The organism is Isoptericola sp. NPDC055881, from assembly GCF_053615895.1.
This window is the reverse complement of record NZ_JBSHCR010000041.1, coordinates 1-26,671: the sequence shown is the minus strand read 5'-3', so window position 1 is coordinate 26,671 and position 26,671 is coordinate 1. Positions and strand designations below refer to the sequence as shown.

Annotated in this window: 27 protein-coding genes; 19 read left to right on the top strand and 8 right to left on the bottom strand. The window is 74.6% G+C overall.

All coding sequences use genetic code 11. The features are described from left to right. The first annotated feature begins 77 nt into the window (after positions 1-77). A complete protein-coding gene (gene miaB / locus ACWGKI_RS13430) occupies positions 78-1,721 on the top strand; it encodes a tRNA (N6-isopentenyl adenosine(37)-C2)-methylthiotransferase MiaB (RefSeq protein ID WP_452187614.1) in 1,644 nt (547 codons plus the stop codon). A gap of 89 nt (positions 1,722-1,810) precedes the next feature. On the opposite strand, the gene ACWGKI_RS13425 is transcribed toward miaB, so the two are convergent. Both ACWGKI_RS13425 and ACWGKI_RS13420 read right to left on the bottom strand, forming a co-directional pair. Beyond that, entirely contained in the window at positions 1,811-2,398 is a 588-nt protein-coding gene (locus tag ACWGKI_RS13425; protein ID WP_452187612.1) for a YbjN domain-containing protein, read from the bottom strand. Next, a complete protein-coding gene (locus ACWGKI_RS13420) occupies positions 2,395-2,973 on the bottom strand; it encodes a YbjN domain-containing protein (protein ID WP_452187610.1) in 579 nt (192 codons plus the stop codon). The genes ACWGKI_RS13425 and ACWGKI_RS13420 overlap by 4 nt, the downstream gene beginning before the upstream one ends. A gap of 97 nt (positions 2,974-3,070) precedes the next feature. Here ACWGKI_RS13420 and ACWGKI_RS13415 point away from each other — a divergent pair, with 97 nt between their 5' ends. From ACWGKI_RS13415 to dapF, 3 genes are read left to right on the top strand one after another with little or no spacing between them, the layout of a single operon-like run. After that, positions 3,071-3,796 carry a hypothetical protein gene (locus ACWGKI_RS13415; RefSeq protein WP_452187608.1) on the top strand — a complete coding sequence of 242 codons (726 nt, stop codon included), beginning with the start codon at positions 3,071-3,073 and terminating at the stop codon, positions 3,794-3,796. Between the two features lie 40 nt (positions 3,797-3,836). Continuing rightward, the gene (gene miaA, locus ACWGKI_RS13410) at positions 3,837-4,880 is read left to right on the top strand and encodes a tRNA (adenosine(37)-N6)-dimethylallyltransferase MiaA (RefSeq protein WP_452187606.1); all 1,044 of its coding nucleotides are present in this window, start codon (positions 3,837-3,839) and stop codon (positions 4,878-4,880) included. Next, positions 4,877-5,803 (top strand): diaminopimelate epimerase, encoded by a 927-nt coding sequence (dapF, locus tag ACWGKI_RS13405; protein WP_380242620.1) that lies wholly within the window; start codon positions 4,877-4,879, stop codon positions 5,801-5,803. Before miaA ends, dapF begins: the two co-directional genes overlap by 4 nt. Positions 5,804-5,825: 22 nt before the next feature. Here dapF and ACWGKI_RS13400 read toward each other — a convergent pair whose 3' ends face one another. Further along, positions 5,826-6,311, bottom strand: coding sequence for a MarR family winged helix-turn-helix transcriptional regulator (locus tag ACWGKI_RS13400; RefSeq protein WP_452187604.1), 486 nt, complete (start codon positions 6,309-6,311; stop codon positions 5,826-5,828). Between the two features lie 66 nt (positions 6,312-6,377). Between ACWGKI_RS13400 and ACWGKI_RS13395 the strand changes: the two genes are divergently transcribed. Then, entirely contained in the window at positions 6,378-6,785 is a 408-nt protein-coding gene (locus tag ACWGKI_RS13395) for a VOC family protein (protein WP_452187632.1), read from the top strand. Positions 6,786-6,810: 25 nt separating this feature from the next. Here ACWGKI_RS13395 and ACWGKI_RS13390 read toward each other — a convergent pair whose 3' ends face one another. Next, on the bottom strand, positions 6,811-7,413 hold the full coding sequence (locus ACWGKI_RS13390) for a class I SAM-dependent methyltransferase (protein ID WP_452187602.1): 603 nt from the start codon (positions 7,411-7,413) through the stop codon (positions 6,811-6,813). A gap of 148 nt (positions 7,414-7,561) precedes the next feature. On the opposite strand from ACWGKI_RS13390, the gene hflX reads away from it, so the two are divergent. The 3 genes from hflX to ACWGKI_RS13375 all read left to right on the top strand — a co-directional run bounded on the left by hflX (position 7,562) and on the right by ACWGKI_RS13375 (position 12,251). After that, positions 7,562-9,127 (top strand): GTPase HflX, encoded by a 1,566-nt coding sequence (hflX, locus tag ACWGKI_RS13385; protein ID WP_452187600.1) that lies wholly within the window; start codon positions 7,562-7,564, stop codon positions 9,125-9,127. 88 nt (positions 9,128-9,215) lie between these two features. Continuing rightward, positions 9,216-11,282 (top strand): ATP-dependent DNA helicase, encoded by a 2,067-nt coding sequence (locus ACWGKI_RS13380; protein ID WP_452187598.1) that lies wholly within the window; start codon positions 9,216-9,218, stop codon positions 11,280-11,282. 9 nt (positions 11,283-11,291) lie between these two features. After that, positions 11,292-12,251 (top strand): L-lactate dehydrogenase, encoded by a 960-nt coding sequence (locus tag ACWGKI_RS13375; RefSeq protein WP_452187596.1) that lies wholly within the window; start codon positions 11,292-11,294, stop codon positions 12,249-12,251. Positions 12,252-12,305: 54 nt separating this feature from the next. On the opposite strand, the gene lexA is transcribed toward ACWGKI_RS13375, so the two are convergent. After that, a complete protein-coding gene (gene lexA / locus ACWGKI_RS13370; RefSeq protein WP_452187630.1) occupies positions 12,306-13,094 on the bottom strand; it encodes a transcriptional repressor LexA in 789 nt (262 codons plus the stop codon). Between the two features lie 278 nt (positions 13,095-13,372). Here lexA and ACWGKI_RS13365 point away from each other — a divergent pair, with 278 nt between their 5' ends. The 3 genes from ACWGKI_RS13365 to ACWGKI_RS13355 all read left to right on the top strand — a co-directional run bounded on the left by ACWGKI_RS13365 (position 13,373) and on the right by ACWGKI_RS13355 (position 14,726). After that, complete coding sequence (locus ACWGKI_RS13365) at positions 13,373-13,711, top strand: LysM peptidoglycan-binding domain-containing protein (protein ID WP_380242606.1); 339 nt, start codon at positions 13,373-13,375, stop codon at positions 13,709-13,711. 146 nt (positions 13,712-13,857) lie between these two features. Continuing rightward, positions 13,858-14,406 (top strand): transcriptional regulator NrdR, encoded by a 549-nt coding sequence (gene nrdR / locus ACWGKI_RS13360; RefSeq protein WP_452187594.1) that lies wholly within the window; start codon positions 13,858-13,860, stop codon positions 14,404-14,406. A gap of 134 nt (positions 14,407-14,540) precedes the next feature. Continuing rightward, positions 14,541-14,726: a DUF5302 domain-containing protein gene (locus tag ACWGKI_RS13355; RefSeq protein WP_380242602.1), complete on the top strand. Its 186-nt coding sequence runs from the start codon at positions 14,541-14,543 to the stop codon at positions 14,724-14,726. A gap of 80 nt (positions 14,727-14,806) precedes the next feature. On the opposite strand, the gene serA is transcribed toward ACWGKI_RS13355, so the two are convergent. Both serA and ACWGKI_RS13345 read right to left on the bottom strand, forming a co-directional pair. Beyond that, entirely contained in the window at positions 14,807-16,045 is a 1,239-nt protein-coding gene (serA, locus tag ACWGKI_RS13350; protein WP_380244578.1) for a phosphoglycerate dehydrogenase, read from the bottom strand. Positions 16,046-16,088: 43 nt separating this feature from the next. After that, complete coding sequence (locus ACWGKI_RS13345) at positions 16,089-18,401, bottom strand: HelD family protein (RefSeq protein WP_380244577.1); 2,313 nt, start codon at positions 18,399-18,401, stop codon at positions 16,089-16,091. Between the two features lie 177 nt (positions 18,402-18,578). Between ACWGKI_RS13345 and ACWGKI_RS13340 the strand changes: the two genes are divergently transcribed. The 5 genes from ACWGKI_RS13340 to ACWGKI_RS13320 all read left to right on the top strand — a co-directional run bounded on the left by ACWGKI_RS13340 (position 18,579) and on the right by ACWGKI_RS13320 (position 23,135). Next, positions 18,579-20,000, top strand: coding sequence for a PP2C family protein-serine/threonine phosphatase (locus ACWGKI_RS13340; protein ID WP_380244576.1), 1,422 nt, complete (start codon positions 18,579-18,581; stop codon positions 19,998-20,000). Then, positions 19,997-21,187: a sensor histidine kinase gene (locus ACWGKI_RS13335; protein WP_452187591.1), complete on the top strand. Its 1,191-nt coding sequence runs from the start codon at positions 19,997-19,999 to the stop codon at positions 21,185-21,187. Before ACWGKI_RS13340 ends, ACWGKI_RS13335 begins: the two co-directional genes overlap by 4 nt. Positions 21,188-21,270: 83 nt before the next feature. Next, the gene (locus ACWGKI_RS13330) at positions 21,271-21,711 is read left to right on the top strand and encodes a response regulator (RefSeq protein WP_380244574.1); all 441 of its coding nucleotides are present in this window, start codon (positions 21,271-21,273) and stop codon (positions 21,709-21,711) included. A 101-nt stretch (positions 21,712-21,812) separates the two neighbouring features. Continuing rightward, positions 21,813-22,751 (top strand): proteasome assembly chaperone family protein, encoded by a 939-nt coding sequence (locus ACWGKI_RS13325; protein ID WP_452187589.1) that lies wholly within the window; start codon positions 21,813-21,815, stop codon positions 22,749-22,751. Positions 22,752-22,931: 180 nt separating this feature from the next. After that, entirely contained in the window at positions 22,932-23,135 is a 204-nt protein-coding gene (locus ACWGKI_RS13320) for a cold-shock protein (RefSeq protein WP_380244572.1), read from the top strand. 71 nt (positions 23,136-23,206) lie between these two features. Here the strand turns inward: ACWGKI_RS13320 and ACWGKI_RS13315 are convergent, their stop codons facing one another. Continuing rightward, positions 23,207-24,202: a spermidine synthase gene (locus tag ACWGKI_RS13315; protein ID WP_452187587.1), complete on the bottom strand. Its 996-nt coding sequence runs from the start codon at positions 24,200-24,202 to the stop codon at positions 23,207-23,209. Positions 24,203-24,403: 201 nt separating this feature from the next. Between ACWGKI_RS13315 and ACWGKI_RS13310 the strand changes: the two genes are divergently transcribed. The 3 genes from ACWGKI_RS13310 to ACWGKI_RS13300 are packed head-to-tail and all read left to right on the top strand — an operon-like array spanning position 24,404 to position 26,549. Further along, complete coding sequence (locus ACWGKI_RS13310; RefSeq protein WP_380244570.1) at positions 24,404-24,799, top strand: SAV_6107 family HEPN domain-containing protein; 396 nt, start codon at positions 24,404-24,406, stop codon at positions 24,797-24,799. Continuing rightward, a complete protein-coding gene (locus tag ACWGKI_RS13305; protein ID WP_452187585.1) occupies positions 24,796-26,073 on the top strand; it encodes a DNA polymerase IV in 1,278 nt (425 codons plus the stop codon). The genes ACWGKI_RS13310 and ACWGKI_RS13305 overlap by 4 nt, the downstream gene beginning before the upstream one ends. A 38-nt stretch (positions 26,074-26,111) precedes the next feature. Continuing rightward, a complete protein-coding gene (locus tag ACWGKI_RS13300) occupies positions 26,112-26,549 on the top strand; it encodes a DUF3040 domain-containing protein (RefSeq protein ID WP_380244568.1) in 438 nt (145 codons plus the stop codon). Positions 26,550-26,671 lie beyond the last annotated feature (122 nt).

Sequence of the window (26,671 nt, the reverse complement as noted above, 5' to 3'; positions counted from 1 at the left end):
TCGAGCGGGAGGTCGAGCAAGTAAGGGGAGGGTCGCCACGTCGGGGCCCGGCCGTCGGGCACCGTACCCTAGTGGCGATGTCCAGTACCACGCAGAGCCCCGCCGCGCCGGTCCGTACCACGGAGCAGGCGCCCGGCCCGCGCACCTATCTCGTGCGCACCCTGGGCTGCCAGATGAACGTCCACGACTCCGAGCACATGGCCGGCATGCTCGAGCAGGCCGGCTACGCGCGCGCCACCGCGGAGGACGAGGCCGCGAGCCGCGCCGACGTCGTGGTGATCAACACGTGCGCGGTGCGCGAGAACGCGGCGACGCGGCTGTACGGGAACCTCGGGCAGCTCGCGGGGATCAAGGCGGACCGGCCGGGGATGCAGATCGCCGTCGGCGGCTGCCTCGCGCAGAAGGACCGCGGCGAGATCGTCTCGAAGGCCCCCTGGGTGGACGTCGTCTTCGGCACCCACAACCTCGACGCGCTGCCGGTCCTCCTGGAGCGGGCGCGGCACAACGCCGAGGCGCAGGTGGAGATCGCGGAGTCCCTGCAGGTCTTCCCCTCGACGCTGCCGACGCGGCGGGAGTCCGTCTACGCGGGCTGGGTGTCGATCTCCGTGGGCTGCAACAACACCTGCACGTTCTGCATCGTGCCGCACCTGCGGGGCAAGGAGCGCGACCGCCGGCCGGGGGAGGTCCTCGCCGAGGTCGAGGCGCTCGTCGCCGCGGGGGCCGTCGAGGTGACCCTGCTCGGACAGAACGTCAACAGCTACGGCGTCGAGTTCGGCGACCGCGGGGCGTTCGCGAAGCTGCTGCGCGCGTGCGGCGCGATCGAAGGGCTGGAGCGGGTGCGGTTCACCTCCCCGCACCCGGCGGCGTTCACGGACGACGTCATCGCCGCCATGGCCGAGACCCCCAACGTCATGCCGAGCCTGCACATGCCGCTGCAGTCCGGGTCGGACCGGGTGCTGCGGGCGATGCGCCGGTCGTACCGGTCGGCGAAGTTCCTCGGCATCCTCGACCGCGTGCGGGAGGCGATGCCGGACGCCGCGATCACCACCGACATCATCGTGGGCTTCCCCGGCGAGACCGAGGAGGACTTCCGCGAGACGCTGCGCGTCGTGGAGGCCTCGCGGTTCAGCTCGGCGTTCATGTTCCAGTACTCGCCGCGCCCGGGCACGCCGGCGGCGACCATGGACGAGCAGCTGCCGAAGGACGTCGTGCAGGAGCGCTTCGAGCGGCTGCTCGAGCTCCAGGAGCGCATCGCCGGCCAGGAGGCGGCCCGCCAGATCGGCCGCACGGTCGAGGTCCTCGTGGCCGAGGGCGCAGGCAAGAAGGACGGCGCCGCGCACCGGCTCTCCGGTCGCGCGCCGGACAACCGGCTCGTGCACGTCGCGCTGCCCGCCGACGTCCTGGCCGGTGACGACCGGGCCACCGGCGCCCCGGTGTCGCTCGACGACCCGCGTCTCGCCGAGCGCGCAGCGCTCGACCCGCGGCTGCCGCGCCCTGGCGACGTCGTCACGGTCGAGGTCACCCGGGCCGCCCCGCACCACCTGCTCGCCGACTCGGCCCTCGACGGCGGCCCCTACGCGGTGCGCCGCACCAGGTCGGGCGACGCGTGGGCGCAGCGCGAGACCGCCCGCCTGGGCGGGGGGCAGGACGAGCACGCGCACGGCGGCGACGCGCCGTCGTCCGGCCCGGTCGTGCTCGGCATGCCCTCGTTGCGCGTCTGACCTGCGCAGCGGGACTGTGCGCCCGAGCTGCGCGCCGGAGCGCCACGGCTGGCGAGCGACCCCGCGACCGAGGTCGTCGGGCGAGGTCGTCAGCCGAGGTCGTCGGGCTCGGGGCCGGGCGTCATCGCGCCCACGGTGCTGAAGAACTGCGACGACGTGACGAGCCCGCACGACACCGTGGCGGCGAGCTGCTCGTCCGTGGCACCGTGCTCGAAGTCCACCGACACCTCCGCGTACAACGCCAGGCCGTCGCCCTCCGGCCGGGTGTAGACCTTGGGCCACACGCGCTCGCGGTTCCAGTCGTTGACCGCCTGCAGCACCGCCATGCGGGAGCCCTCCGGCACGGTGCCGGCCCACCGGCCGCGCACCTGGAGGATCTCGTCGTGGTCGCCGAGGAGCAGGAACCAGAACCGGTTGCCGTCCCAGGTGCCCGTGACGTCACCGTCGTCGTCCGTGCGGAAGCGGTAGCCGCGGCGCGAGAGGTCGTCCGCCACGCGCGCGCTCGACAGCGGCCGGGGGTCGGGGGTCCGCCTGCCGGGTCGGGACGGCGGACCGTCCGCGCGGGCGGCGACCCGCGCGCCGGCGTCCTGGACGACGCGGCCGACCGCGCCGGCCGCACGGCGGGCGCGGCGAAGCACGCGGCGACCGACGCCGTCCGCGCGGTCCGTGCCGGTCACGAGGCGTCCCGCAGCGGGTCGCGGAAGGTGGTGTCGAGGTGCTCGAAGAACATCGACCCCGTGCTGAGGCCGCACTGCAGGAGCTGGTCGAGCTGCGCCTCGCCGATCGCGCTGCCCACGTCCACGGTCACCTCGGCGCACACCACGACAGAACCGTCGTCGCGCACGCGGACGTACGTCTTGGGCCAGATCCGCTCGGCGTTCCACTCGTTGCAGAGCTCGAGGATCTCGCCGAGGCGGTCGATGCTGAGGTCGCGGTGCCACTGGCCGCGGACCTGCAGCACCTCGGCACGCTCGCCCAGGACGAGGAAGTAGAAGAGCCACCCGTGCCACAGGCCGCCGACGTCGCCGTCCGAGTCGACGAAATAGGAGAAACCGGACCTCTCCATCCAGTCCGTGACGCGATCTCGCGACAGCGGCGACAACGCGTCGTCCGGGCCGCCGACCTGGCCGGCGAGCAGGCCCTCGATGCGCTCGTGGAGATCGTCGTCGCGCAGGTCGTCCGCGAGCTCGTCGTCCGGGCCGACGGAGGTCGGCCGGATCTTGCTTGCCCGGCGTGAACCGAAGAACCTCACCCGTCCACGCTACACGGCGTCGGCCGCGCGGCGACGGCGGAGCCCGGCCAGCCGGCGGACCAGGCCGCGTGGCCCCGGCCGACGGTAGGTTGGTCGGGTGCCTGCCCGCGCCGTGGTCCTGCCCGCAACCCCCCTGCTCGTGACCGGTGCGGGCGGGACGGTCGACCGGCTGACGGTCGTCCGCGGCGTGGTCGACGCGGCGCTGGACAGGTTCCTCGCTGATGCCCTCCCGGCGGACGCGGGTGACGGACCTCTCGTGGTCCTCGCCCCGGTCCCGCGGGGCGCGCCCGCCCGCACGGCCAGCCTGCGCCCGTCGCTCGCCGGTGCCGGCATCGCCGACCGCTGGGTGCCCGCGGTCGCGGCCTGGCCGCCCGCCCCCGCCGACGCCGCGCACGTGCCCGCCTCGGTCGTCCTGCTTGCTCTCGGCGCAGCACTCGGGCGGGCCGGCGCGCGGGACGTCGACGTCCGGGTGGTCGAGGTCGCCGCGGACGGGCCGGACGGCGACGCCGCGGCCGCGCTCCGCGGAGCGCGGGGGGTCGTGGTCGCCGGCGGCCTGGCCCCCGGTGCCCCCGGTGCCGGGGCGGTCACCGCCTCGCCGCTCGTGGACCCTGTCGTGGACCCGGTCGTCGCGGCAGCGCTCGACACGGCGGCCGCGCCGGACGGCTGGGCCTGGCAGGTCACCAGAGTCCCCGGTGGGCACGAGCACCTGCCCGCCGCCTACTCGGTCGCCGAGGGGGTGCGCACCGTGCGGGCAGTCGCCGCAGCGACCCCTGCCGGCGCTGTCGCCGACGCCCCCGTCGCGAGCCCCGTCGTGCGCGAGTGACCGACGTCCGACGCCCGACCAGGCGGGCTAGGGTCGACGCGTGAGTGCACCACCCGCGCCGACCCCCTCGGACGCTCCCGTGATCGTGGCCGTCGTCGGCCCCACGGCCACGGGCAAGTCCGACCTGGCCCTCGACCTGGCGCAGGCGCTGTCGCCGGGCGGTGCGGCGGACCTGCGCGGCGCGGCGGACGCCGAGATCGTGAACGCCGACGCGTTCCAGCTCTACCGCGGCATGGACGTGGGCACGGCGAAGGTGCCGGTCGCCGAACGCCGGGGGATCGTGCACCACCAGCTCGACGTGCTCGACCCGCACGACGACGCCTCCGTCGCGCGGTACCAGCAGGCCGCCCGCGCCGACCTGGACGACATCACCGCCCGTCGGGCCCGTGCCGTCGTCGTGGGCGGGTCCGGCCTCTACGTGCGCGCGCTGCTCGACCACATGGACTTCCCGGGCACCGACGCAGGCGTGCGTGCCCGGCTCGAGGAGCGCGCCGAGCGTGAGGGACGACGGGCCCTGCACGACGAGCTCGCCCGCCTCGACCCCGGCGCCGCGACGTCGATCGGCCCGCACAACACGCGCCGGATCGTCCGCGCCCTCGAGGTCATCGAGCTCACCGGGCGCCCGTACACGGCCAACCTGCCACGCCAGGAGCACGTCCGCCCTGCCGTCCAGATCGGGCTGGACTGCGACCGCGCCGTGCTCGACGCCCGGGTGGCGCACCGGGTCGAGCGGATGTGGGACCAGGGGCTCGTCGACGAGGTCCGCGGCCTCGCGTCCCCGGAGCAGGGCGGCACCGGCGCGGGGCTGGGCACGACGGCGGCACGCGCCGTCGGGTACGCCGAGCTGCTGGCGTGCTGGCGCGGAGAGCTCACCCTCGACGCCGCCCGTGACGCCATCGTCGCGAACACCCGGCGCCTGGCCCGCAAGCAGATGGGCTGGTTCGGTCGCGACCCGCGGGTGCGGTGGCTCGACGCCGACTCGCCCGACCTGGTGACCGAGGCGCTCGCGGTGGTCCGCGCGGCCGAGACCGGCTCGCTGCCCGAGCCCGGGGCCGGGGCCGTGCGCCGTAGTCTGGGCTCATGACGTTGCGCTTCACCAAGGGTCACGGCACCCAGAACGACTTCGTGCTGGTCGCCGACACCCGGGGAGACCTCGAGCTGACCCCGGAGCACGTGCGGCGCCTCACGGACCGCCGCGGCGGGATCGGCGGTGACGGCGTCATCCGGCTCACCCCCACCGCGGCCGTCGCGCGCGCGGGTGAACCGGTCGCCGACGCGGTCCTCGCGGAGGAGCCGGCCGCGATCTGGTTCATGGACTACCGCAACGCCGACGGGTCCGTCGCGGAGATGTGCGGCAACGGCGTGCGCGTGTTCACGGCGTTCGCGGAGGAGCTCGGTCTCGCGGACCTGGCCGCCGGCGAGGAGCTGGCGCTCGGTACGCGCGCCGGCGTGCGCCGCGTCCGCAAGGAGCCCGGCGGCTGGTACGCGGTCGACATGGGGGCCTGGACGCTGCCCGGCGGGGACGAGGCCGCGGCCCGCGGTGCCGACGCCGCCGTCCTGGTCCGCGGCTGGTCCGCCGGCCGGCCCGCGCTGAGCGTCGACCTGGGCAACCCGCACACGGTGGTCGCCCTCGCGCGCACCGAGGAGCTCGAGGACGCCGACCTCACCCGCGCCCCCGAGGTCGACCCGCTGCCGCCGGAGGGCACCAACGTGGAGCTCGTCGTTCCGCTCCCCGAGGCGGTGGACCCCGACGGGCGTCCCGTCGGGCGGCTGCGGATGCGCGTGCACGAGCGCGGGGTGGGGGAGACCCGGTCGTGCGGTACCGGTGCGTGCGCCGCCGCCCTCGCGGTGCGCACCTGGGCCCAGGCCGGGGCCACCGACCCTGTGCCCGACGTCTGGGAGGTGGAGGTGCCCGGCGGCCTCGTGCGCGTCCGGCTGCTCGCGGGTGGGCACGTGGAGCTCGCGGGGCCCGCGGAGCTCGTCTTCTCCGGCGAGACCGAGCTCTAGGCGCCCGTCGAGGGCCCGACCCTCAGTCCTCCCGAGGAGACGCGCCCGGGGCGAGGGCGCCCCGGTCGTCGGCGGTGTCCAGGTCTCCGTGGACGCGCAGCAGCAGGCCGTGCAGCACCTCGCGCTCCTCGGGCGTCAACGCGGCGAGGACCTCGTCCTGGACGGCGGCGGCGTCCTGACGCAGGCCGCCGAGGAGCGTCCGGCCCGGCGCGGTGAGTGCGAGGACCACGCGGCGCCGGTCGGCGGGGTCGCGCTCGCGGCTGACCAGGTCCCGCTCCGCGAGCTCGTCCACGACCTTCGTCACGTCGCTGGCATGGATGCCGAAGCGGGCGCCGACGTCGCGCTGGGACTGCGGCCCGAAGTCGTCGAGCGCCGCCAGCACCGCCAGGTGCCACAGCCGCAGCCCGCGCGCCCCCAGGCGGTCCGCCAGGCGGGCGCGGGCGCGCTTGCCGGTCTGGGCGAGGAGGTAGGTGCTCAGGCCGGTGAGGGTCGGCGGGGTCCGTGTCACGACGACCTATTGTAGGGTGCGCACCAATAGTGAGTCACAACCTACGATCGGAGAACCGTGGACGCGATGCATCCCCGACTGCTCGTGCGCCGCTTCGCCGCGTGCTTCCGCTTCTACGACGCGGTCCTGCCGCCGCTCACCGGCGCCCGGCTCGTCCGCGGCACGCACGAGGGCCCCTACGCGAGCTGGGACATCGGCTCCGAGGGGGCGGTGATGCTCCTGGACCGCACGGCGATGGCGTCGATCACGGGGACGGCCGAGCAGCCGGCGGAGCTCCCGGCTGGTCTCCCGCCGCACGACGCGGCGATGCTGGTCAGTCGGGTCGACGACGTCGCGGCGGGCTACGCGCTGTGCCTGGCCCACGGCGCCGCCCCGGTCGCGCCGCCGGCCCCGCGCCCCCAGTGGGGTCCGACGATGCGGACGGCGCACGTGCGCGACCCCGACGGGAACCTGTGGGAGCTCCAGAGCTACTGAGCCGACGGGTGGGCGGTCCGTCCCGTCATGCGACCCGCAGGACGCGGAACCCCTTCGAGGAGGCCGCGCGCTCGACGTCGCGGCCCAGCTCGGTCTCGATCCAGCGGGCGAGGGAGTCCGAGCCCAGGTTCTTCTGCACCACCAGCCAGGCTGCCGCGTCCGGCCCGAGGCGTGGCAGCCAGGCCCGCAGGAGGTCGTGCAGCACCGCCTTGCCCACGCGGATCGGCGGGTTCGACCAGATCGCGGCGAACTGGACGTCGTCGGGGACCTCCTCGGCGCGGACGGCCCGCAGGTTGTCCAGGCCGAGACGGGTCGCCGTCGAGCGCAGCAGGTCGAGGGCTCGCTCGTTGACGTCCACCGCCCAGACGGTCGCCTCCGGCGACGTGAGCGCCATCGTGAGGGCCACGGGGCCCCAGCCGCAGCCCAGGTCGAGCAGGTCGCCGGTCGCCGGGGCGGGCGGCACCTCGCGCAGCAGCACCTGGGTGCCCTTGTCGATGCGGCCGGGGGAGAAGACGCCGCTCGCGACATCCACCTCCACGTCCTGGCCCGCCAGCCGGACGACGGCGCGACGGCGCTCCGCGGCCGACGCGGGACGGGCGGTGAAGTAGTGGTCGGGCTGCTCGGTCACCCGCCGATCCTAGGTCGCCGACGCGGCGCCGGGGCGGCCTCGACCGGCCGGGAGCGACGAAAATCTCTGCACCGGGACGATCTCACGTGGGACCCTTGTTGAAGACGTACGACGGCTCGACCGTCGATCCCGACCCGAGAGGCACACCTTGACCCACACCCCGACCAACCCCGACACCCCGCAGGCCGACGAGACCGGCGGCGACGAGACGTCGGCTGCCGAGCGTCGCGCGGCGGAGCGCGACGCCCAGGCGATCGCGCAGGACGTCGTGGCGCGGGTGCTCGCTCGGGCCGGGACGGCGCGCGCCGAGGGCGCCACGGTGCACACCACCCACGACGGCGACCAGCTCGACCTCCAGGAGCGCATCTCGCTGCGACGCGTCGCCGGGCTCTCCACGGAGCTCGAGGACGTCACCGAGGTCGAGTACCGGCAGCTGCGCCTGGAGCGCGTCGTGCTCGTCGGCATGTACTCCGGCGGTGAGGCCGCGGCCCGGGAGGCGGAGGTCTCCCTCCGCGAGCTCGCCGCCCTGGCGGAGACCGCCGGCTCCCAGGTCCTCGACGGGCTGCTGCAGCGCCGGCAGAAGCCCGACCCCGGTACCTACCTCGGTTCGGGCAAGGCCGCGGAGCTGGCCGACATGGTCGCCACGGTGGGCGCCGACACCGTCGTCGCCGACACGGAGCTCGCGCCGTCCCAGCGTCGCGCGCTCGAGGACATCGTCAAGGTCAAGGTCGTCGACCGGACCGCGCTCATCCTCGACATCTTCGCCCAGCACGCCAAGTCCCGGGAGGGCAAGGCCCAGGTCGAGCTCGCCCAGCTCGAGTACCTCCTCCCGCGCCTGCGCGGCTGGGGTGACTCGATGTCCCGCCAGGCAGGCGGCCAGGTGGGCGGTCAGGGCGCCGGCATGGGATCTCGCGGTCCCGGCGAGACGAAGATCGAGCTGGACCGTCGCCGCATCCGCAACCGCATGGCCAAGCTGCGCCGCGAGATCGACGCGATGGCCCCGGGTCGCGAGACGAAGCGGCTCGACCGCAAGCGGCACGGTGTGCCGAACGTGGCGATCGCCGGCTACACGAACGCGGGCAAGTCGTCGCTCCTGAACGCGATGACGGACGCCGGCGTCCTCGTGGAGAACGCCCTGTTCGCCACGCTGGACCCGACGGTGCGCAAGGCGCGGACCGAGGACGGCCGGCCGTACACGCTCACCGACACCGTCGGCTTCGTGCGGCACCTGCCGCACCAGCTCGTCGAGGCATTCCGGTCCACCCTCGAGGAGGTGGGCGACGCCGCGCTGCTCCTGCACGTGGTCGACGCCTCGCACCCCGACCCCGAGGGCCAGATCGCGGCCGTGCGCGAGGTGCTCGCCGAGATCCCCGGCATCGCCGACGTGCGCGAGGTCGTCGTGCTGAACAAGGCCGACGTCGCCGACCCGGCCGTGGTGGGCCGCGTGCAGCGGCGCGAGCGGCACAGCGTCGTCGTGTCCGCGCACTCGGGCGAGGGCATGGCGGAGCTGCGGGAGCTCGTGGCCGCAGAGCTGCCCCAGCCGCAGGTGGAGATCGACCTCGTGGTCCCGTACTCCCGCGGCGACCTGGTGCACCGTGCGCACGAGACCGGCGGCTCCGTGGCGGAGGAGCACCTCGCCGAGGGCACGCGCCTGCGTGGCCGCGTCGACGAGAGCCTGGCCGCAGAGCTGCGCAGCGTCGCCGTCGTGGGCTGACGTCGCCGGTCGCCGGGTCCGCCCGGCGGCCGTGCGGGCCGGGGGCGGGCGTCGCCCCGGGGTGGGCGGCCCGCCCTAGGATCGTCGGGTGACCTCCGCCGACACCCCCGACGCCCAGCAGCTCCTCGACCTGGCGGTGGGAGCCCTCGGCGGCGGACGGCGCGAGGGGCAGCACCAGATGGCGGCCGCGGTCGCGGAGTCCGTCGACGGAGGGCGCCACCTCCTCGTCCAGGCCGGGACCGGCACGGGCAAGTCGCTCGCCTACCTCGTCCCCGCCGTGCGGCACGCCGTCGTCGACGGCAAGCGCGTCATCGTCTCGACCGCCACGCTGGCGCTCCAGCGGCAGGTCGTGACGCGCGACCTGCCGCTGGTGGCCGAGACGGTGGGCCCCAGGCTCCCGCGCGCGCCGAAGGTCGCCCTGCTCAAGGGGTGGCACAACTACCTGTGCAAGCACAAGGTCACCGGGGGCTACCCGGTCGAGGGCGCCACCCTCTTCGACCTCCCGGCCGACCCGGGCCCGGGGGAGGGCGCCGGGGCGGAGCAGCACCCCGCGCCGTCCGGCGGCCGTGGCCGGGGCGGGCGCGCCGACGACGCCACCAGCCTCGCCGACCAGGTCCGCCGGCTGCACGCCTGGGCCGAGGAGACCGAGACGGGCGACCGCGACGACCTCGTCCCCGGCGTCCCCGACCGCGCCTGGCGACAGGTGTCGGTCACCGCGCTGGAGTGCCTCGGCAACCGCTGCCCCCTGCTGGCCGAGTGCTTCCCTGAGCGCGCTCGCGCCGCCGCACGCGACGCCGACGTCGTCGTGACGAACCACGCCATGCTGGGCATCGCCGTGTCGGGGAGCCCGGGCGTCCTGCCCGAGCACGACGCCGTCGTCGTCGACGAGGCGCACGAGCTGGCGGAGCGGGTGACCGCCGCGGCCACCGTGGACCTGTCGCTGACGGTCGTGGAGCACGCCGCGCGCCTCGCGCGCCGGCACGGTGGCACCGAGACGTCGGCGCTGGACGCGGCGTCGCAGCAGCTCGGGAGCCTGCTCGCGACGGCACCGGCGGAACGCTTCCCGCAGGGCCTGCCCGACGACCTGCGGTCCGCCGTGGCCGCCGTGCGCGACGCCGCGCGCGAGCTCCTCACGCGGCTCAAGCCGCAGGGGGAGCCCCAGGCGAAGGACAAGGGCGCGCCGGACGCCGGCACGAAGATGGCGCAGTCCGCCGTGCTCCAGCTGTTCGAGGTGGCCGAACGCATGGCTGCCGAGGACACGACGGCCGACGTCCTGTGGTGCTCGCGGCCGCCCGAGAACGCCCCCTGGGCCGGTGACGGCGTCACCCGGCTGCACGCCGCCCCGCTCGCGGTGGCGGGCCTCATCCGCACCCACCTGCTCGGGGAGGCGACCGGCGTCTTCACCTCCGCCACGCTGGCCCTGGGCGGCACGTTCGACCCGGTCGCGCGGTCTCTCGGCCTCGCCGGCTCGGACGGCACGCACGACACGCCGGACTGGACCGGGCTCGACGTCGGCAGTCCGTTCGACTACCCGCGCCAGGGCATCCTCTACGTGGCCCGGCACCTGCCGGCGCCCGGTCGTGAACCGACCACCGACGCCCAGCTCGACGAGATCGCCGGCCTGATCGAGGCAGCGGGAGGACGCACCCTCGGTCTGTTCTCGTCGCGGCGCGCCGCGCTCGCGGCGGCGGAGGCGATGCGCGAGCGGCTCGAGGTGGCCGTCCTGTGCCAGGGCGACGACCAGCTGCCCACCCTGGTGCGGCAGTTCGCCGACGACCCGGCGACCTGCCTCTTCGGCACGCTCTCGCTGTGGCAGGGCGTGGACGTGCCGGGCCCGAGCTGCCAGCTCGTGCTCATCGACCGCATCCCCTTCCCGCGTCCGGACGACCCGGTGAAGGCGGCGCGCGCCCGGTCGGTGGAGCAGGCGGGCGGCAACGGGTTCATGCAGGTCTCCGCCACGCACGCGGCACTCCTGCTGGCGCAGGGGGCCGGGCGGCTGGTCCGCACCGGCGAGGACCGCGGCGTCGTCGCCGTGCTGGACCCGCGCCTCGCGACCGCCCGCTACGGGTCGTTCCTCACCCGGTCCATGCCGGACTTCTGGCCGACGACGGACGGCGAGCTGGTCCGCGCTGCGCTGCGGCGGCTCGACACCTAGCCTGGGGCCGTGGAGAGCACTCGCAGCACGACCAAGCTCGCGATCGTCGGCGCCGGGGCGGTGGGTTCCACGCTCGCGTACGCCGCGCTCGCCCGTGGCGCGGCGCGGTCCGTGGCCCTGATGGACGTCAACCGCGCCAAGGTGGAGGCCGAGGCGCTTGACCTCCGGCACGGCGGCATGTTCATCCCTCAGGCCGAGATCGAGGGTTCCGACGACATCGAGGTGTGCCGCGGGGCCGACGTCGTGGCGGTCACGGCCGGGGCGAAGCAGAAGCCCGGCCAGAGTCGCCTGGACCTGGCCGAGGCGACCGTGGGCCTCACGAAGAAGATCCTGCCGCAGCTGCTGGAGGTGGCGCCGGACGCGATCTACCTCATGGTGACCAACCCCGTCGACGTGGTCACCTACGCCGCCCAGGAGGTCAGCGGTCTGCCCCGGGAGCGGGTCTTCGGCAGCGGCACGGTGCTCGACTCGTCCCGGCTGCGCGACGCCCTCGCCCGGCACTGCGGCGTCGCCGTCGGGAACGTGCACGCGAACATCGCGGGCGAGCACGGAGACTCGGAGATCGTGCTGTGGAGCTCGGCGTCGATCGCCGGGGTGCCGCTTCTCGACTGGCGTCCCTTCCGGGGACGCCCGCCGCTCGACGAGACTGCCCGCAGCCAGATCGCCACCGACGTGGTCGAGTCCGCCTACCGGGTCATCGCGGGCAAGGGCGCCACCAACTACGCCGTCGGCCTGGCCGCCACCCGCATCATCGAGGCGGTCCTCAACGACGAGCACCGCGTGATGAACGTGTCCTCGCGACTCGACGGGTTCTACGGGATCAGCGACGTCTGCCTGTCGGTGCCGTCACTCGTGGACCGGCGCGGCGTGGCTGAGACGATCGACACCCCGCTGTCCGACGACGAGGTGGCAGGCCTGCGGGCGTCGGCCGAGGGGATGCGCGAGGTGCAGGGCCGGCTCGGCCTCTGACGGTCCGCGCCACCTGGTGACCTGGTGCCACACCCGGCGGCCGGGTGAGCGCCCTCAGAGGCTGCGGAGCACCGCCACGACGCGTCCCAGCACCTGGGCCTCGTCCCCCGGGATCGGGGAGTAGGCGCTGTTCTGCGGCATGAGCCAGGTGTGCCCGCCGGTCTGCTTGAAGGTCTTGACCGTGGCCTCGCCGTCGATCATCGCCGCGACGACCTCGCCGTTCTCCGCGACCGGCTGGCTGCGCACCACGACCCAGTCGCCGTCGCAGATGGCCGCCTCGACCATCGAGTCGCCGGCGACCTTCAGCAGGAACAGGTCGCCGTCGCCCACGATCTGCCGAGGGAGCGGGAACACGTCCTCGACGACCTGCTCGGCGAGGATCGGGCCGCCGGCCGCGATCCGCCCCACCAGCGGGACGTAGGACGGCGCCCCCGCGGCCTCTGCGTCGGACCCGGCGACCGACCCGGCGACGAAGCCGGACGTCCGGGGAGCGGGCTCGTGCCCCGCGGCCTCCGCCGCCGGCGACTCCGGGTCGACGACCTCGATCGCACGCGGCCGGTTCGGGTCGCGGCGGAGGTAGCCCTTGCGCTCGAGCGTCGTGAGCTGGTGCTTGACCGAGGAGGGGCTCGCCAGGCCGACGGCCTCGCCGATCTCCCGCATCGTCGGCGGGTATCCGCGGTCCTCGACGGAGCGCCGGATCGTCTCCAGCACCCGCCGCTGGCGCGGCGTGAGGCGGTCGGCCGAGGGGGCGAGCTCGCTCACCGACGCCAGGGCGACCGGGGGTGCCGCCGGGGCGTCCTCGCGGGTCTCCGCCTGCGCCGGCCACGGCGCAGCAGCCGTCATGGACGCCGGGGCCTGGTCCCGTCCGCTGGTCATCGCGTTCTCCGTCCTGCAGGGGCGCGGCCCGTGGGCGGGCCGATGAAATCCGACAAACCTTCCATCGCGCTGCTGGTCACTCTAGGCCAGTTCGGGCGGGACATCAAACATCTGTTCGATCAGGTCTCGACCGTGTCGCCGGGGCGTGGTACACCTAGTACAGCAGTTCGACGTACAGGTGTTCGACGAACGGATGTTCGACGGGCCGCCGCGGCGGCGACACGACGCGTACCGGAGGTAGGACGATGCAGAACCCGCGCAGCACCACGGACGCACCGGGGTTCCTCGGGCTCGGCGGGCTTCGGCTCACCCGCCGGGGCCGCGCGGTGATCGCGGTCCTGGTCCTCCTGGTCCTCGTCGGCGCGGGGCTCGTCGGGCAGCGCGCGGTGGCCGAGTCGCCCGGATCGGGTGTGGAGGTGCGGCTGCACACCGTCGCGCCGGGGGAGACCCTCTGGCAGTACGCGCAGTCGGTGCGCGACTCGGGCGAGGACCTGCGCGACGTGGTCGCCGACCTGCGCGAGCTCAACGGCCTGACGACGGCCGAGCTGCAGACCGGACAGGTCGTGCTCCTCCCGCAGGACTGAACCCCCGCGCTGGTGCGGTGGTGGACGGCGGTGCGGACGGGTCCGCCGCGATGGGAGGATGGACCCTGCTTGCGCCCTGCGCGGCCCGCCGCTTACGTTGTCGGGCAGCCGGGCGCCGGTCCGGAGCCGAGCGCAGGAGACCAGCGATGCACTGCCCGTTCTGCCGCCATGCGGACTCGCGAGTCATCGACTCGCGCACTTCCGACGACGGTTCGTCCATCCGCCGCCGGCGGCAGTGCCCGGCGTGCCAGCGTCGCTTCACGACGATCGAGACGGCGAGCCTCTCGGTCGCCAAGCGATCAGGCGTGACCGAGCCGTTCAGTCGCGACAAGGTGGTCGCCGGGGTGCGCAAGGCGTGCCAGGGGCGCCCCGTGAGCTCCGACGACCTGGCCCTGCTGGCCCAGCGCGTCGAGGAGACGTTGCGCGGGTCGGGCCGTCCGGAGATCGAGGCCAACGAGGTGGGGCTCGCGATCCTGGGGCCGCTGCGGGAACTGGACGAGGTGGCGTACCTGCGGTTCGCCAGCGTCTACCAGTCGTTCGAGTCCCTGGAGGACTTCGAGAGCGCGATCACGTCCCTGCGGGCCGAGCGTGAGGCGCGGGCCGACGATGACGGGGAGCCCGCCTCGGCGGGGTCGGGGGACGCCGCGGGCGATGCTGCGGAGCCCGCGGCTGCGGGGCGCGACGCCTCGCGCTGAGATCGACCGCTTCGCCCGCTCCGGGCGAAATGCCCTGGCGCCGCGCCTGGCTTTGGCGCATGCTGGACGGCACCAGGTGCTGCGCGGAACTCCGTGCCGGCACGTCCACCCCGACGAACGACGAGGTGACCGTGATGACGACGGACGACTCCAAGGCGGCCAAGCCCTCCGAGGACACGAAGGCGCGCTTCCGGGAGGCTCTGGAGCGCAAGAACGCCGCGAGCCACCCCACCGCCGGCAAGGACGCGAACACGGGGCAGGTGCACGGCTCCGAGACCTCGGGACCGGTGCAGAAGATGTTCCGCCGCAAGTCCGGCTGACCGGACGCGGGCGTACGACGACGCGAGGGCGTCCCCGGGGATCCGGGGGCGCCCTCGCGTGCTGATACTGCTGGGCCGCGTCAGCCTGCGGCGGGACCGGGCGGGAACTCCGGCCGCTCGAAGGCGTCGCGGATGCGCAGCCGGATGGTCGAGGGCATCGCCTGCAGCTTGGCCGAGGCGCCACGCTGGGTGACGTCGGAGATGTCGGTGACCACGTAGCCGATCTCGCCGCGGGTGGCGAGCATCTGCGCCTCGATGTTGGCGCCGTGGTCGGCGAAGACCTGGTTCACGGCGGCGAGGACGCCGGGCACGTTGCGGTGCAGCAGCATGATGCGACCCACGCCGGTGTGCGCGAGCTGCAGGTTCGGGAGGTTGACGGACAGGGTGGTGGACCCGGTCGCCATGAAGTCCCGCAGCTTCTTCGACACGAACTCGCCGATGGCCTCCTGCGCCTCCTCGGTCGACCCGCCGACGTGCGGCGTGAGGATGACGTTGGGCAGGCCGCGCAGCGGAGACGTGAACTCGTCACCCCGCTTCTTGGGCTCCGTCGGGAAGACGTCCACCGCCGCGCCTCCGAGGTGCCCGGAGAGGATGTGCTCCCGCAGGGCCTCGACGTCGACCACGAAGCCGCGGGAGAGGTTGAGGAAGATCGCGCCCGGCTTCATCCCCGCGAACAGGTCCGCGCCGAACAGCCCGGCGTTGCCCGGCCGTCCGTCGACGTGGATCGTGACGGCGTCGGCCTCGGCGAGAAGCTCCTCGATCGTCTCGACGCGGTGCGCGTTGCCCAGGGCGAGCTTCTCGGCGGTGTCGTAGAAGACGACCCGCATGCCGAGGTTCTCGGCGAGCACGGAGAGCTGGGAGCCGATGTTCCCGTACCCGATGATGCCGAGCGTCCGGCCGCGGACCTCGTGCGCGCCGTCGGCGGTCTTGTCCCACACGCCGTCGTGCAGCGCCTTGTCGCGCACGCTGAGGCGACGGGTCAGGGAGATGATCTCCGCGACGGCGAGCTCGACCACGGACCGGGTGTTGGAGTACGGGGCGTTGAACACCGCGACGCCGTGGGCCGCGGCGGCCTCGAGGTCGATCTGGTTCGTCCCGATGGAGAAGGTCCCCACGGCCTGCAGGCCGGGCACGCTCTCCAGGACCTTGCGGGTCACGGTGGTCTTGGAGCGGATGCCGAGGATCTGGAAGTCCGCGAGGGACTCGATCAGCTCGGCCTCGTCGAGCGCGCCGGGGCGCGTGACGACCTCGATGCCCGCATCACGAAGATTCTGGGCAGCGACAGGATGGACGTTCTCGAGAAGGAGGGCTCGCAGCACGAGGCCATGGTGCGCTGTGCGGGCCCGCGCCCACAAACGCGTCTCACGCCGCGGCGAGCTCGACGATCCCTGCCGGCAGCGGTCGCTCGTGCACCACGACGAGGCGCTGGGTGGGCCGGGTCATCGCGACGTACAGGTCCGAGGCGCCGCCGGGGCCGCCCGTCACGGTGGCCGGCTCGACGAGGACGACGGCGTCGAACTCCAGGCCCTTGGTCTCACGCGGGTCGAGCACGACGACCTGCGCGTCCTCGGGGCGCTGCCCCAGCAGCCGGGACACCTCCTCGGGGGCGAGCACGGTCGGGAGCACCCCTTCGACGGCCTCGCGCAGCGCGTCGACCTCCGCGGACGCCGCGACCACGGCGACCCGTCCCGCGCCGTCGGTCCCCACGAACTCGGAGACGAGCGCGGCCACGTGGTCCCGGACCTCCTGGAGGAGCACCGGGCGAGCCGGACCGGACGGCGTGACGTGGGCGAGCTCGAGCGCTCCGGTCACCTCACGGGCGGCGGTGAGGGGCGACGTGGGCAGGCCCGCGGCTGCCGCCATGCGCTGCGCGGCGTCCGCGACCGAGGCCGGGGTGCGGTAGCTGACGGTGAGCTCTTCGAGCCGCCAGGAGTCGCCGAGCACCGGGTCGAGAGCGTGGCGCCACGATCGCGCGCCGGCGGCCGACGACGTCTGCGCGACGTCGCCCACGATGGTCATCGAGCGGGTCGGGACGCGGCGCACGAGCATGCGCCACGCCATCGGGGAGAGCTCCTGTGCCTCGTCGACCACGACGTGGCCGTACGTCCAGGTGCGGTCCTCGGCGGCGCGCTCCGCGGTGGTCAGTCGCGGCCCCGCGGACTCGAAGCGGGATGCGAGCGTCTCCGCGTCGACCAGGCCGCCCCCCGCGCCCGTGGACTCGAGGACCGAGCGGGCGTACTCGAGCTCGGCGGCGCGCTCGGCCGCGCGCGCCTTCGCCTCGGCGCGCGCGATCGAGTCGTCCTCGCCCAGCAGCTCGGCGGCCTCGTCGAGCAGAGGCACGTCGGCCTCGGTCCACGGCGCGCCCGGGTCGCGGCGCAGCGCCGCCCGCTCGCGGGCGGACAGCTCGGGGGCGGCCTCCTCCAGCCGGTGCGGCTTGGCGAAGAGGTCGGCGACGAGCTTCTCCGGCGAGATCGGGAACCACGCGAGGTTGAGCGCGACCCGCACGTCCCGGTGCGAGCGGAGGTCCTCGGTGACCATCGCGGCGTCCTCCGGTGCGAGCTCCGCGTCCGCCGCGGCGCGGTACTGGTCCACCAGCCGGGCGAGCATGTCGCGGACGAAGGCGGCCCGGGCCTCGTTGTGCGGCTTGTGGGTGCGGCGGGCGCGCGCGATCGCGTCCCGCACGTCCCGGCGTCGCACGACGAGGTCGTGACCCTCCAGGCGGAAGCGCACGTCGCGGGCGGGCACGCGCTCGCGGGCGCGGACCGCCCGGCGCACGACGTCGCGCCACAGCAGCCGGCCCTTGATCTCGGTGGCGACAGGGTCGTCGATCGCCGTGGCGCGGACGCCGGGCAGCAGCTCGCCCACCGTGGTCGCGACCACGCCGGTCTCGCCGAGCGACGGCAGCACCTGGTCGATGTAGCGCAGGAAAGCACGGCTCGGGCCGACGAGCAGGACGCCGCTGCGCTCGAGGATCCGCCGGTGGGCGTACAGGAGGTAGGCCGCCCGGTGCAGCGCCACGGCCGTCTTGCCGGTGCCCGGACCACCCTGGACCACCAGCGCGCCGGCGAGCTCGGCGCGGATGATCCGGTCCTGCTCGCCCTGGATCGTCGCGACGATGTCGGTCATCCGGCCCGTACGGCGCGCCGCGAGCGACGCGAGGAGCGCGCCCTCGCCCGACAGGGTCGACGCGGCGAGGCCTTCCGCCCCGTCGTCCCCGTCGGCGGCCTGCAGCGCGTCGAGGTCGAGCACCTCGTCCTCGAGCCCGGTCACGGAACGTCCCGACGTCACGAGGTGTCGCCGGCGCCGCACCCCCGCGGGGTGCAGGGCCGTGGCCCGGTAGAACGGCGTGGCCGCGGGGGCGCGCCAGTCCGTCAGCAGCGACCGGTGGTCGGAGTCCGCGAGACCGATGCGCCCCACGTACCGCGTCGCGCCGTCGTCGAGGTCGAGGCGGCCGAAGGCGAGGCGGTCCTCGACGGCGTCGAGCTGCGCCACGCGGTCCTCGTAGAGCGTCGCGAACGCGTCCCGCTCGCTGCGGTTCTGCGGGGAGCCCGAGGGCCCCGAGCGCCGCACCTCCGCGAGGCGGTCGCGCGTCGCGCGTCGCAGCTCGTCCAGTCGGGCGTAGAGGGTGTCGACGACACCCTGCTCGCGTGCCAGCTCGTCGTGCCTGCCCGCCACGCATCCTCCCAGCGTCTTGCGCCACGCCTGTCGGGCGCGGCCCCGTTGCGGCGGACCATCATTGCAGATCCGGCCGGCCCCCGGGTCCCCGGTCCGCGGCCGAGAGACCGGCCGAGAGGCGACGCGCCGGGCGGCGGGCACTGCCTCGGCCCGGGGTGCCGGGCTAGGATCTGGCCTATGAGCAGCGGCGACGTCCTGCGCGCAGGGTCCGAGGGACCCGCCGAGGACGCGACGGCGACCGTGCTCCTCGTCGAGGACGACGACGGGGACGCGCTGCTCGTCACAGAGCTGCTCGACGACGCCGAGGTGGCGGTCGTGCTGCTCCGCGCGCGGTCGGTGGCGGAGGCCGTCGAGGCGCTGTCGCGGCCCGGCGGCGCCCCGGGCGTCGACTGCGTGCTGCTCGACCTCGGGCTCCCGGACGCCGTCGGCCTCACGGCCGTGTCCCGGCTGCGGGAGGTCGCCGAGCGCGTGCACGACGTCCCCGCCCTCGTGGTGCTCACCGGGCTCACGGGGGGCGACCAGGGGCTGCAGGCCGTCGCGGCAGGCGCCGACGACTACCTCGTCAAGGGGGAGACCGACGCCGGGCTGCTCGGCCGGTCGCTGCGGTACGCGCTGCAGCGGCGCAGGTCCGCCGCGCAGCAGCGGGCGCTGTACCGCAGCGCCGTGCGGGCGGAGGAGACGGCGCGGCTCGAGCGCGCGCTGCTGCCCAAGCCGGTCGTGGGCGACGAGCGGATCTCCGTGATGGTGGGCTACCTCCCCGGCGGCGGCGGTCTGCTCGGGGGTGACTTCTTCGACACCGTGGAGCGGCCGGACGGCTCCGTGCTGTCGGTGGTCGGGGACGTCGCGGGGCACGGACCCGACGAGGCGGCCCTCGGGGCCACGCTGCGCACCGCCTGGCGCACGCTCGTGCTGACCGGGACCCCGCCCGAGCGCATCCTCGAGCAGCTGGAACGGGTGCTCCTCACGGAGCGGTCGCGCCCGGAGGTCTTCGTGACCCTGTGCCAGGTGGTGGTCACGCCGGACCGGTCCGGCGTCGACGTGTACCTGGCGGGTCACCTGCCGCCCCTGCTCATCACCGGCCCGGTCGGGGACCTGCGCTGCGAGGCGCTGGCGCCCACGGGCCGCGGCCGGGCGCTGGGCGTGCCGGTCGACGGCGGCTGGGCAGCCCGGCGCATCGAGCTCGACGGCCCCTTCGCGCTGATGCTGTACACCGACGGCCTCGTCGAGGCCGAGGTGCGCGCCGGCGCCGCGGCCGGTGCGGAACCGCTCGCCGGCGACGAGACGCTCGACGGCCTGGGTCGCGACGCGCTCGGGCTCACCTCGTCGCAGGGCGACCGACCGGCGCAGGTCGGTCCGCTGCGCCGACGGGTGCCCCGGCTGGGGCAGTCGGGTCTGCACGAGCTGGTGCGCGAGGACCTGGGGCGGGACGGGATCGTGGGCGTGGTGGAACGGGTGCTGCGGCGCGTGCGCGCGCTGCACGGCGGCCCGCTCACGGACGACGCCGCCCTCCTCGTGCTCGGGTGGACCGGGCGGGACACGCCCTACCTGGGTGAGCGGTCCTCGACCCTGGCGGACTCGGCCGAGTGGGCCCGCCCATGAGGCGCGAACGTCCGCTGCACGACGTCGTCCTGCGGCTCCTGCTCATCGTCGGCGCCGTGCTGCTGCTCGCCCTCGCGGTGGCCCTCGTGGCGATCCAGCGATCGCTCTCCCTCCTGCGGGTCGGTGCCGGGGACGCCGCGATGGACGCGGCGCACGCCTGGAACCGCGCGCTCCTGGTCGTGGTCGTCGTGCTCGTGCTGCTCGTGGTCCTCATGGGGTGGTTCATGTGGCGTGCCCTGCAGCGGGGCGTCACGCGTCCGCTCGCGCGGCTGGCCGACTCCGTGCGCGCCGCGAGCACGGGCGCGCACGAGCACGAGATCAGGGTCGAGGGCACGGGCGAGGTCGCGGCGCTCGCGGCCGACGTGGAGCACATGCGGCGCGAGCTGGTGCAGCAGGTGGCCGAGGTGCGGGCGTCGCACGCCGAGACCGAGCGCACGCACGCCCAGCTCGCCGAGCAGGCGCAGGAGCTCGCTCGCTCGAACCGCGACCTCGAGCAGTTCGCCTACGTCGCGTCGCACGACCTGCAGGAGCCGCTGCGCAAGGTCGCGAGCTTCACCCAGCTGCTGCAGAAGCGCTACGGCGAGCAGCTGGACGACCGGGCGGACCAGTACATCGCCTTCGCCGTCGACGGCGCGCTCCGGATGCAGCGCCTCATCCAGGACCTGCTGAGCTTCTCGCGGGTCGGGCGCTCCGGGAGCGAGCCCGAGGACGTCCCGCTGGAGCAGGTCCTCGAGCAGGCGCGGCACGACCTGGGGGAGCGGATCACGGAGTCGGGCGCGGAGGTCACGCACGACCCCTTGCCGGTGGTGCGCGGCGAGCGGGCGCTCCTCGCGATGCTGCTGACGAACGTCGTCGGCAACGCCGTGAAGTTCCGCGACCCCGGTCGCCCGCCTCGCATCCACCTGTCGGCGCGTCGCCTGGAGGCACCCGAGGCGGGCTGGGAGATCTCGTGCGCGGACAACGGCATCGGCATCGACCCGCAGTACGCGGAGCGCGTCTTCGTCATCTTCCAGCGGCTGCACCCGAAGGACGTGTACACCGGCACGGGGATCGGGCTCGCCCTGGTCAAGCGGGTGGTCGAGCACCACGGCGGACGTGTCTGGCTCGAGCCCTCGGAGGGTGGCGGGACCACCGTCCGGTGGACCTTGCCCGATCGTGACGAGGCGTCGCCCCCCGTGGTCGGCTAGGCTCGGGGGACGTCGCTGACCTGCGACGACGCACCTGAGGGTGTGCCCCCGACCGGGGTGCTCGACGACGGCGAGGAGTAGGCATGACGGACCACCAGGCGGGAATCGAGGTCCTCCTCGTCGAGGACGACCCGGGTGACGTGCTGATGACGCGCGAGGCGTTCGAGGAGCACAAGGTCGTCAACCGGCTCTCCGTGGTGTCCGACGGCGTGAGCGCGATGGCGTTCCTGCGCAAGGAGGGCGAGCACGCCGAGGCGCCCACGCCGGACCTGATCCTGCTCGACCTCAACCTGCCGCGGATGGACGGCCGAGAGGTGCTCGCCGCGGTCAAGGCCGACGAGCGCCTGAAGCACATCCCGGTGGTCGTCCTGACCACCTCGGAGGCCGAGGAGGACGTCCTGCGGTCGTACTCGCTGCACGCGAACGCGTACGTGACCAAGCCCGTGGACTTCGAACGGTTCCTCCAGGTCGTCCGCCAGATCGACGACTTCTTCGTGACGGTGGTCCGTCTCCCGCGTCGCTGAGGAGCGCCCCGGCGGGGCGGGAAGGATCCGGGCTGCGGCGGGGTTGTGACTCCTGCGGGCGCGAGCCCGTCGGCGCGAGCCGGAACCCGAGGAGGAGACCGTTGCTGGACCCGCAGAGCATCTACGAGGTCGACGAGGCCGCCGTCGAGCGCGTCCTGCCCCACCGTGGGCCCGACGCCCCGCCGACCGCTGACGGACCCGTGCTGCTGCACGCTCTCGACGGGTTCGTCGACGCCGGCTCCGCCGCAGAGATCGCGGTGGAGCACCTGACCGACGAGCTGACCACCACGCGTCTGGTGACCTTCGACGTCGACCAGCTGCTCGACTACCGCTCCAAGCGGGTCGGCATGACGTTCGACGCCGACCGGTGGTCGGCGTACGACGAGCCGTTCCTCGCCCTGGATCACGTGGCGGACCGCGAGGGCACCGGCTTCCTCCTGCTGCACGGGTCGGAGCCGGACCTCCAGTGGGAGCGCGTCGTGGCAGCGGTGAAGGGCCTCGTCGAACGGTTCGACGTCTCCCTGTCGGTCGGCTTCCACGGCATCCCGATGGGTGTGCCCCACACGCGCCCGCTGTCGCTGACGGCGCACGGCACGCGACCCGGCCTGGTCGAGGACTACACGTCCTTCTTCGGGACGGTGCGGGTCCCCGGCTCGCTGGCCGCCCTGCTGGAGTACCGCCTCGGTGAGGCGGGGCACGACGCGATCGGGTTCACCGTCCACGTGCCGCACTACCTGGCGCAGTCCCGCTACGCCCCGGCGGCGGTCGTGGCGCTGCGGCACGTGGAGCGTGCCACGGGCCTCGACCTGGCCACGGGCCTCCTCGCCGAGGCGGCGGCCGACGCGACCATCGAGGTCGAGAAGCAGGTCGGGGAGTCCACGGAGGTGAAGGCGGTCGTCCGGGCGCTCGAGGAGCAGTACGACGCGTTCACGCGCTCGGTGGGTCGCCCGAGCCTCCTGGCCGAGCAGGCGCCGCTGCCCACGGCGGAGGAGCTGGGTGCGGAGTTCGAGCGCTTCCTGGCCCAGCAGGACGACGACTGACGTCCGCAATGGTCGTTGCGCCGCATCCGTGGCATATCCGTGGCACTGCAGTGTGGTCCGTGCCACACTGACCGCGTTGCAGAGGCGTTCCCTCGCAGGAACCGGGGCAGCGGCCTGTGCAGCGGCGGGTGGCCGCCCGGTGTGCCCGTGACCGCAGTGACGGAAGGTCGAAGGATCAGCATGGCGCAAGGTTCGGTGAAGTGGTTCAACTCGGAGAAGGGCTACGGCTTCATCGCACAGGACGACGGCGGCGCCGACGTCTTCGTGCACTACTCCGCGATCCAGTCGCAGGGGTACCGCAGCCTCGAGGAGGCCCAGCGGGTCGAGTTCGAGATCACGCAGGGTCCGAAGGGTCCGCAGGCGGAGCAGGTCGTCCCGCTCTGAGTCCCCGGCTCGTCTGACGACGGCCGCGTCCCGGCGTCGGGGCGCGGCCGTCGTCGTGCCAGGACGCCTGGTCAGGCGCCGGCGAACCGTGCCAGCTCCGCGCCGGCGAGCAGGCGCGCGGGCACCGGCAGGCTGCGGAGCCGGCGTGCGAGGGCCGCGTCGTCGAGGTCGACGTCGGACCGGGCCCCGCGGGCGACGACGGTCGCAGCCTCGGCGCCGCCGGTGACGTCGGGGCCGGTGACGTCGGGGCCCGTGGGGCCGGTGGGGCCGTCGGCGGGGCTGCCGGGGGCGTCCTCGGTCGTGGCGCGGACCGCGACGAGCACCACGTTGCCGTAGCGCCGCCCCTTGAGGATCGCGTGCTCGGCGACCACCCCGAGGCGACCGCCGTCCAGGGCGTCGCTGCCGAACGCCTCCGCGAGGTTCGCGACCTCCCGTCGTGCCAGGTGCAGCGGCGGGCGGTCCGCGCAGTTGGCGAGGAGGACGCCGCCCGGCCGCAGCACCCGGTGCGCCGCGGCCGCGAAGGCCTCGTCGGCGAGGTGGTCCGGCGTCCGGTCGCCGGCGAACACGTCGCGCACGACGACGTCGAAGGACTCCGGGGGCAGGGAGGCGAGGGCGTGGCCCGCGTCGTCGGCCCGCAGCCGCAGCCGCGGCGCCCGGGGGAGCCCGAACCACGTGCGCACGAGCTCGAGCAGGCGGGCGTCCACGTCGACCCCGAGCTGGCGCGAGTCGGGGCGCTCGTGCTCGACGTGCCGTGCCAGCGCGCACCCGGCCGCGCCGAGGTGCAGCACGCGCAGCGGGCCCGCGGGGAGACCGGCCAGCACGGCGGCCATCTGCTGCATGTACTCGAAGGCGAGGAAGCCGGGGTCGGCGAGGTCGAGCGCCGAGCTGGGCACGCCGTTGACGTGCAGCGTCACCCGGTCGGCGTGGTCGGGGTCCTGCTCGACCCTGGCGGTGCCGGTGTCGATCGGGACCTCGCCGACGGGGAGTGTCGGTGCGTCGGAGGATGCTGGGTGGCGTCGGCCGGACCGGCGGTCGGGGCGGGAGCCGCCTCGGGAGGTGCGGGACATGCGCACCAGTCTCCCCGTTCGGGGCAGGCCGCGGGTCCGGGTCCGGCGGTTGACAGGAATCGAACAGGTGTTCGACACTGGCGGGACGCGGGAGAGTCCGCGGAGCACGGGAGGTGCAGGATGTCGGCTCGGACGGGATCTGCAAGAGCGGTGCACGGTCGTGGCGCGCCCGGCACGGGCGCGCTGCCCCCGAGCCCGGAGGTGACCAGGCTGCTGGACCGTTCCGACGCCGAGCTCGCGGCGGCGGCGACGGCGACCGACGCCGCGGACAGGTTCGTGCACGCCCATCTGGCCGCGCTCCGTGCAGCAGCCGCGGTCGTGGCGCTCCGCGGGCGCCCGTCGACGCGGAGCCGGGCTCGGTCCGTGTGGGACATGCTGGCGCTCGTGGAGCCCGAGCTCGCCGCCTGGTCGGGCTACTTCGCCTCGGGTGCCCGCGTGCGGGCCGCCGTCGAGGCAGGGCTGGAGCCCGAGGTCGACGCCCGCCGCGCCGCCGAGCTGGTGGCGTGCGCGGAGGACTTCCGTGACGAGGTGGGCCTGCTCGTGGACCCGCGTGCAGGTTTTGCGCGACCGCTCGCCGTGGCGCCGGCGGCGTCGTGAGCCGAGGCCCGCGGGCGGCCGGGGCGTTCCGCGACTGGGGCTCGGACGAGTCCGGGACGTCCGTGCTGCACGTCGACATGGACGCCTTCTTCGCGTCGTGCGAGCTCGTGCGGCGTCCGGAGCTCCGCGGGCGGCCGGTGATCGTGGGCGGCCGGGAGCGGGGCGTCGTGCTCGCCGCCACCTACGAGGCGCGAGCGTTCGGGGTCCGCTCGGCGATGTCGATGGCGGCGGCGCTGCGCCTGTGCCCGCAGGCGGTCGTCGTCCCGCCGGACCACCGGCTCTATCACGACGTGTCCGAGTCCGTGATGGAGCTGTTGTCCACGGTCACGCCTCTGGTCGAGCGGATCTCCGTCGACGAGGCCTTCCTCGACGTCAGCGGGGCGCGCCGCCGGCTCGGGGCGCCGACGGTGATCGCCGCCCGGCTGCGCGAGCAGGTCCGCGCCGAGCACGGGATCACCTGCTCGGTCGGCGTCGCGCAGAACAAGTTCGTCGCGAAGCTCGCCTCGACCCACGCCAAGCCCGACGGGATGCTCCTGGTGCCGGCGGACGCGACGGTGCGGTTCCTGCGGACCCTGCCCGTCGGGGCGTTGTGGGGCGTGGGGGAGAAGACGGAGGCCGCCCTCGCGCGCTGGGGCATCACCACGGTGGCGGAGCTCGCCGACACCGACGTGCCGACCCTGCAGGCGGCCGTCGGTTCCGTGTCCGGGGCGCACCTGCACGACCTCGCGTGGGGGCGGGACCCGCGGCCGGTCGTCCCCGGGCACGAGGAGCGCAGCGTGGGCGCCGAGACGACCTTCGAGCGCGACCTGTGGGACCTGGACGAGGTGGAGCAGCGGATGCTGCTGCTCGCCGACCGCGTCGCCGCGCGGCTGCGCCATCAGGGCGTGGTCGCCCGCACCGTGGCGCTCAAGGTGCGCACGAGCGACTTCCGCACGCTGACCCGGTCGCGGACGCTCGCCGGCCCGACCGACGTCGCCCGGGAGATCTACCTCGTCGCCCGCGAGCTCCTGGGCGCGGTGGACCTGCGGGGGCTGCCCGTGCGTCTCGTCGGAGTCCGGGGGGAGAACCTGCAGGTCAGGTCCGGTCTGGCGGAGCAGGTGACGCTCGACGAGTCCGTGGACCCGCGCCAGGAGGCCAGGCGCGAGGCCGAGCTGGCGCTCGACGCCGTGCGGGAACGGTTCGGCAGCTCGGCCATCATGCTCGGTGCCGCGCCGGGACGGCGCCGAGGTTCACCCCCGCCGACTACCGCGCCGGGCAGCGCGGGCATATCCTGAGGTCGTTACCGTTCCACCGCGAGACCCGGGGGGACTCGATGCCACTGTCCGAGTACGAGCAGCGAGTGCTGGAGCAGATGGAGCGCGCGCTGAGCAGCGACGACCCCCGTCTGGCCAACACCCTGCAGCAGGCGCGCCGCCGGTCGCCCCTGCGTTATGTCCTGGCCGGCGTCGGAGTCGTCGCGGGGCTGTTGTTGCTCGTGCTCGGTGCGGCGAGGTCGGAGGCCTGGGTCGGCGTCGCCGGCTTCGTCCTCATGTTCGCCGGTGTGGCGTACGCGTTCGCCTCGCCTCGCCGGTCGAAGGCGGGCCCCGTGGGTGTCGTCCGGCCCGACGGGACCGTCGATCCGTCGACCAACCCGGATCACCGGAACCGCACCGCTCAGCCTGCGCCCCGCCCCGCGCCCGCGGCGAAGAAGGAGGGCTTCCTGTCCCGCCTCGAGGAGCGCTGGGAGCGTCGACGCGACCAGGGGCGCTGAACTACCAGGACGCTCCGCTAACTAGGCGCTGAGCGACCCAGGACACAGAGGTACCCAGGCCGCTGAGCCACCGGCGCCGTCCGGACGCCAGCGGCGCGACGCGAGAGCCCGACCGGTCCGCC

Bases quoted from the DNA above. Each gene is read 5' to 3' on its own strand.
- ACWGKI_RS13365 (WP_380242606.1), top strand. From the start codon at position 13,373: ATGCAGAACCCGCGCAGCACCACGGACGCACCGGGGTTCCTCGGGCTC.
- ACWGKI_RS13315 (WP_452187587.1), bottom strand. From the start codon at position 24,202: ATGTCCCGCACCTCCCGAGGCGGCTCCCGCCCCGACCGCCGGTCCGGC.
- ACWGKI_RS13340 (WP_380244576.1), top strand. From the start codon at position 18,579: ATGAGCAGCGGCGACGTCCTGCGCGCAGGGTCCGAGGGACCCGCCGAG.
- nrdR (WP_452187594.1), top strand. From the start codon at position 13,858: ATGCACTGCCCGTTCTGCCGCCATGCGGACTCGCGAGTCATCGACTCG.
- lexA (WP_452187630.1), bottom strand. From the start codon at position 13,094: ATGACGGCTGCTGCGCCGTGGCCGGCGCAGGCGGAGACCCGCGAGGAC.
- ACWGKI_RS13335 (WP_452187591.1), top strand. From the start codon at position 19,997: ATGAGGCGCGAACGTCCGCTGCACGACGTCGTCCTGCGGCTCCTGCTC.
- ACWGKI_RS13330 (WP_380244574.1), top strand. From the start codon at position 21,271: ATGACGGACCACCAGGCGGGAATCGAGGTCCTCCTCGTCGAGGACGAC.
- ACWGKI_RS13395 (WP_452187632.1), top strand. From the start codon at position 6,378: ATGCATCCCCGACTGCTCGTGCGCCGCTTCGCCGCGTGCTTCCGCTTC.
- miaB (WP_452187614.1), top strand. From the start codon at position 78: ATGTCCAGTACCACGCAGAGCCCCGCCGCGCCGGTCCGTACCACGGAG.
- ACWGKI_RS13300 (WP_380244568.1), top strand. From the start codon at position 26,112: ATGCCACTGTCCGAGTACGAGCAGCGAGTGCTGGAGCAGATGGAGCGC.
- dapF (WP_380242620.1), top strand. From the start codon at position 4,877: ATGACGTTGCGCTTCACCAAGGGTCACGGCACCCAGAACGACTTCGTG.
- ACWGKI_RS13320 (WP_380244572.1), top strand. From the start codon at position 22,932: ATGGCGCAAGGTTCGGTGAAGTGGTTCAACTCGGAGAAGGGCTACGGC.
- ACWGKI_RS13355 (WP_380242602.1), top strand. From the start codon at position 14,541: ATGACGACGGACGACTCCAAGGCGGCCAAGCCCTCCGAGGACACGAAG.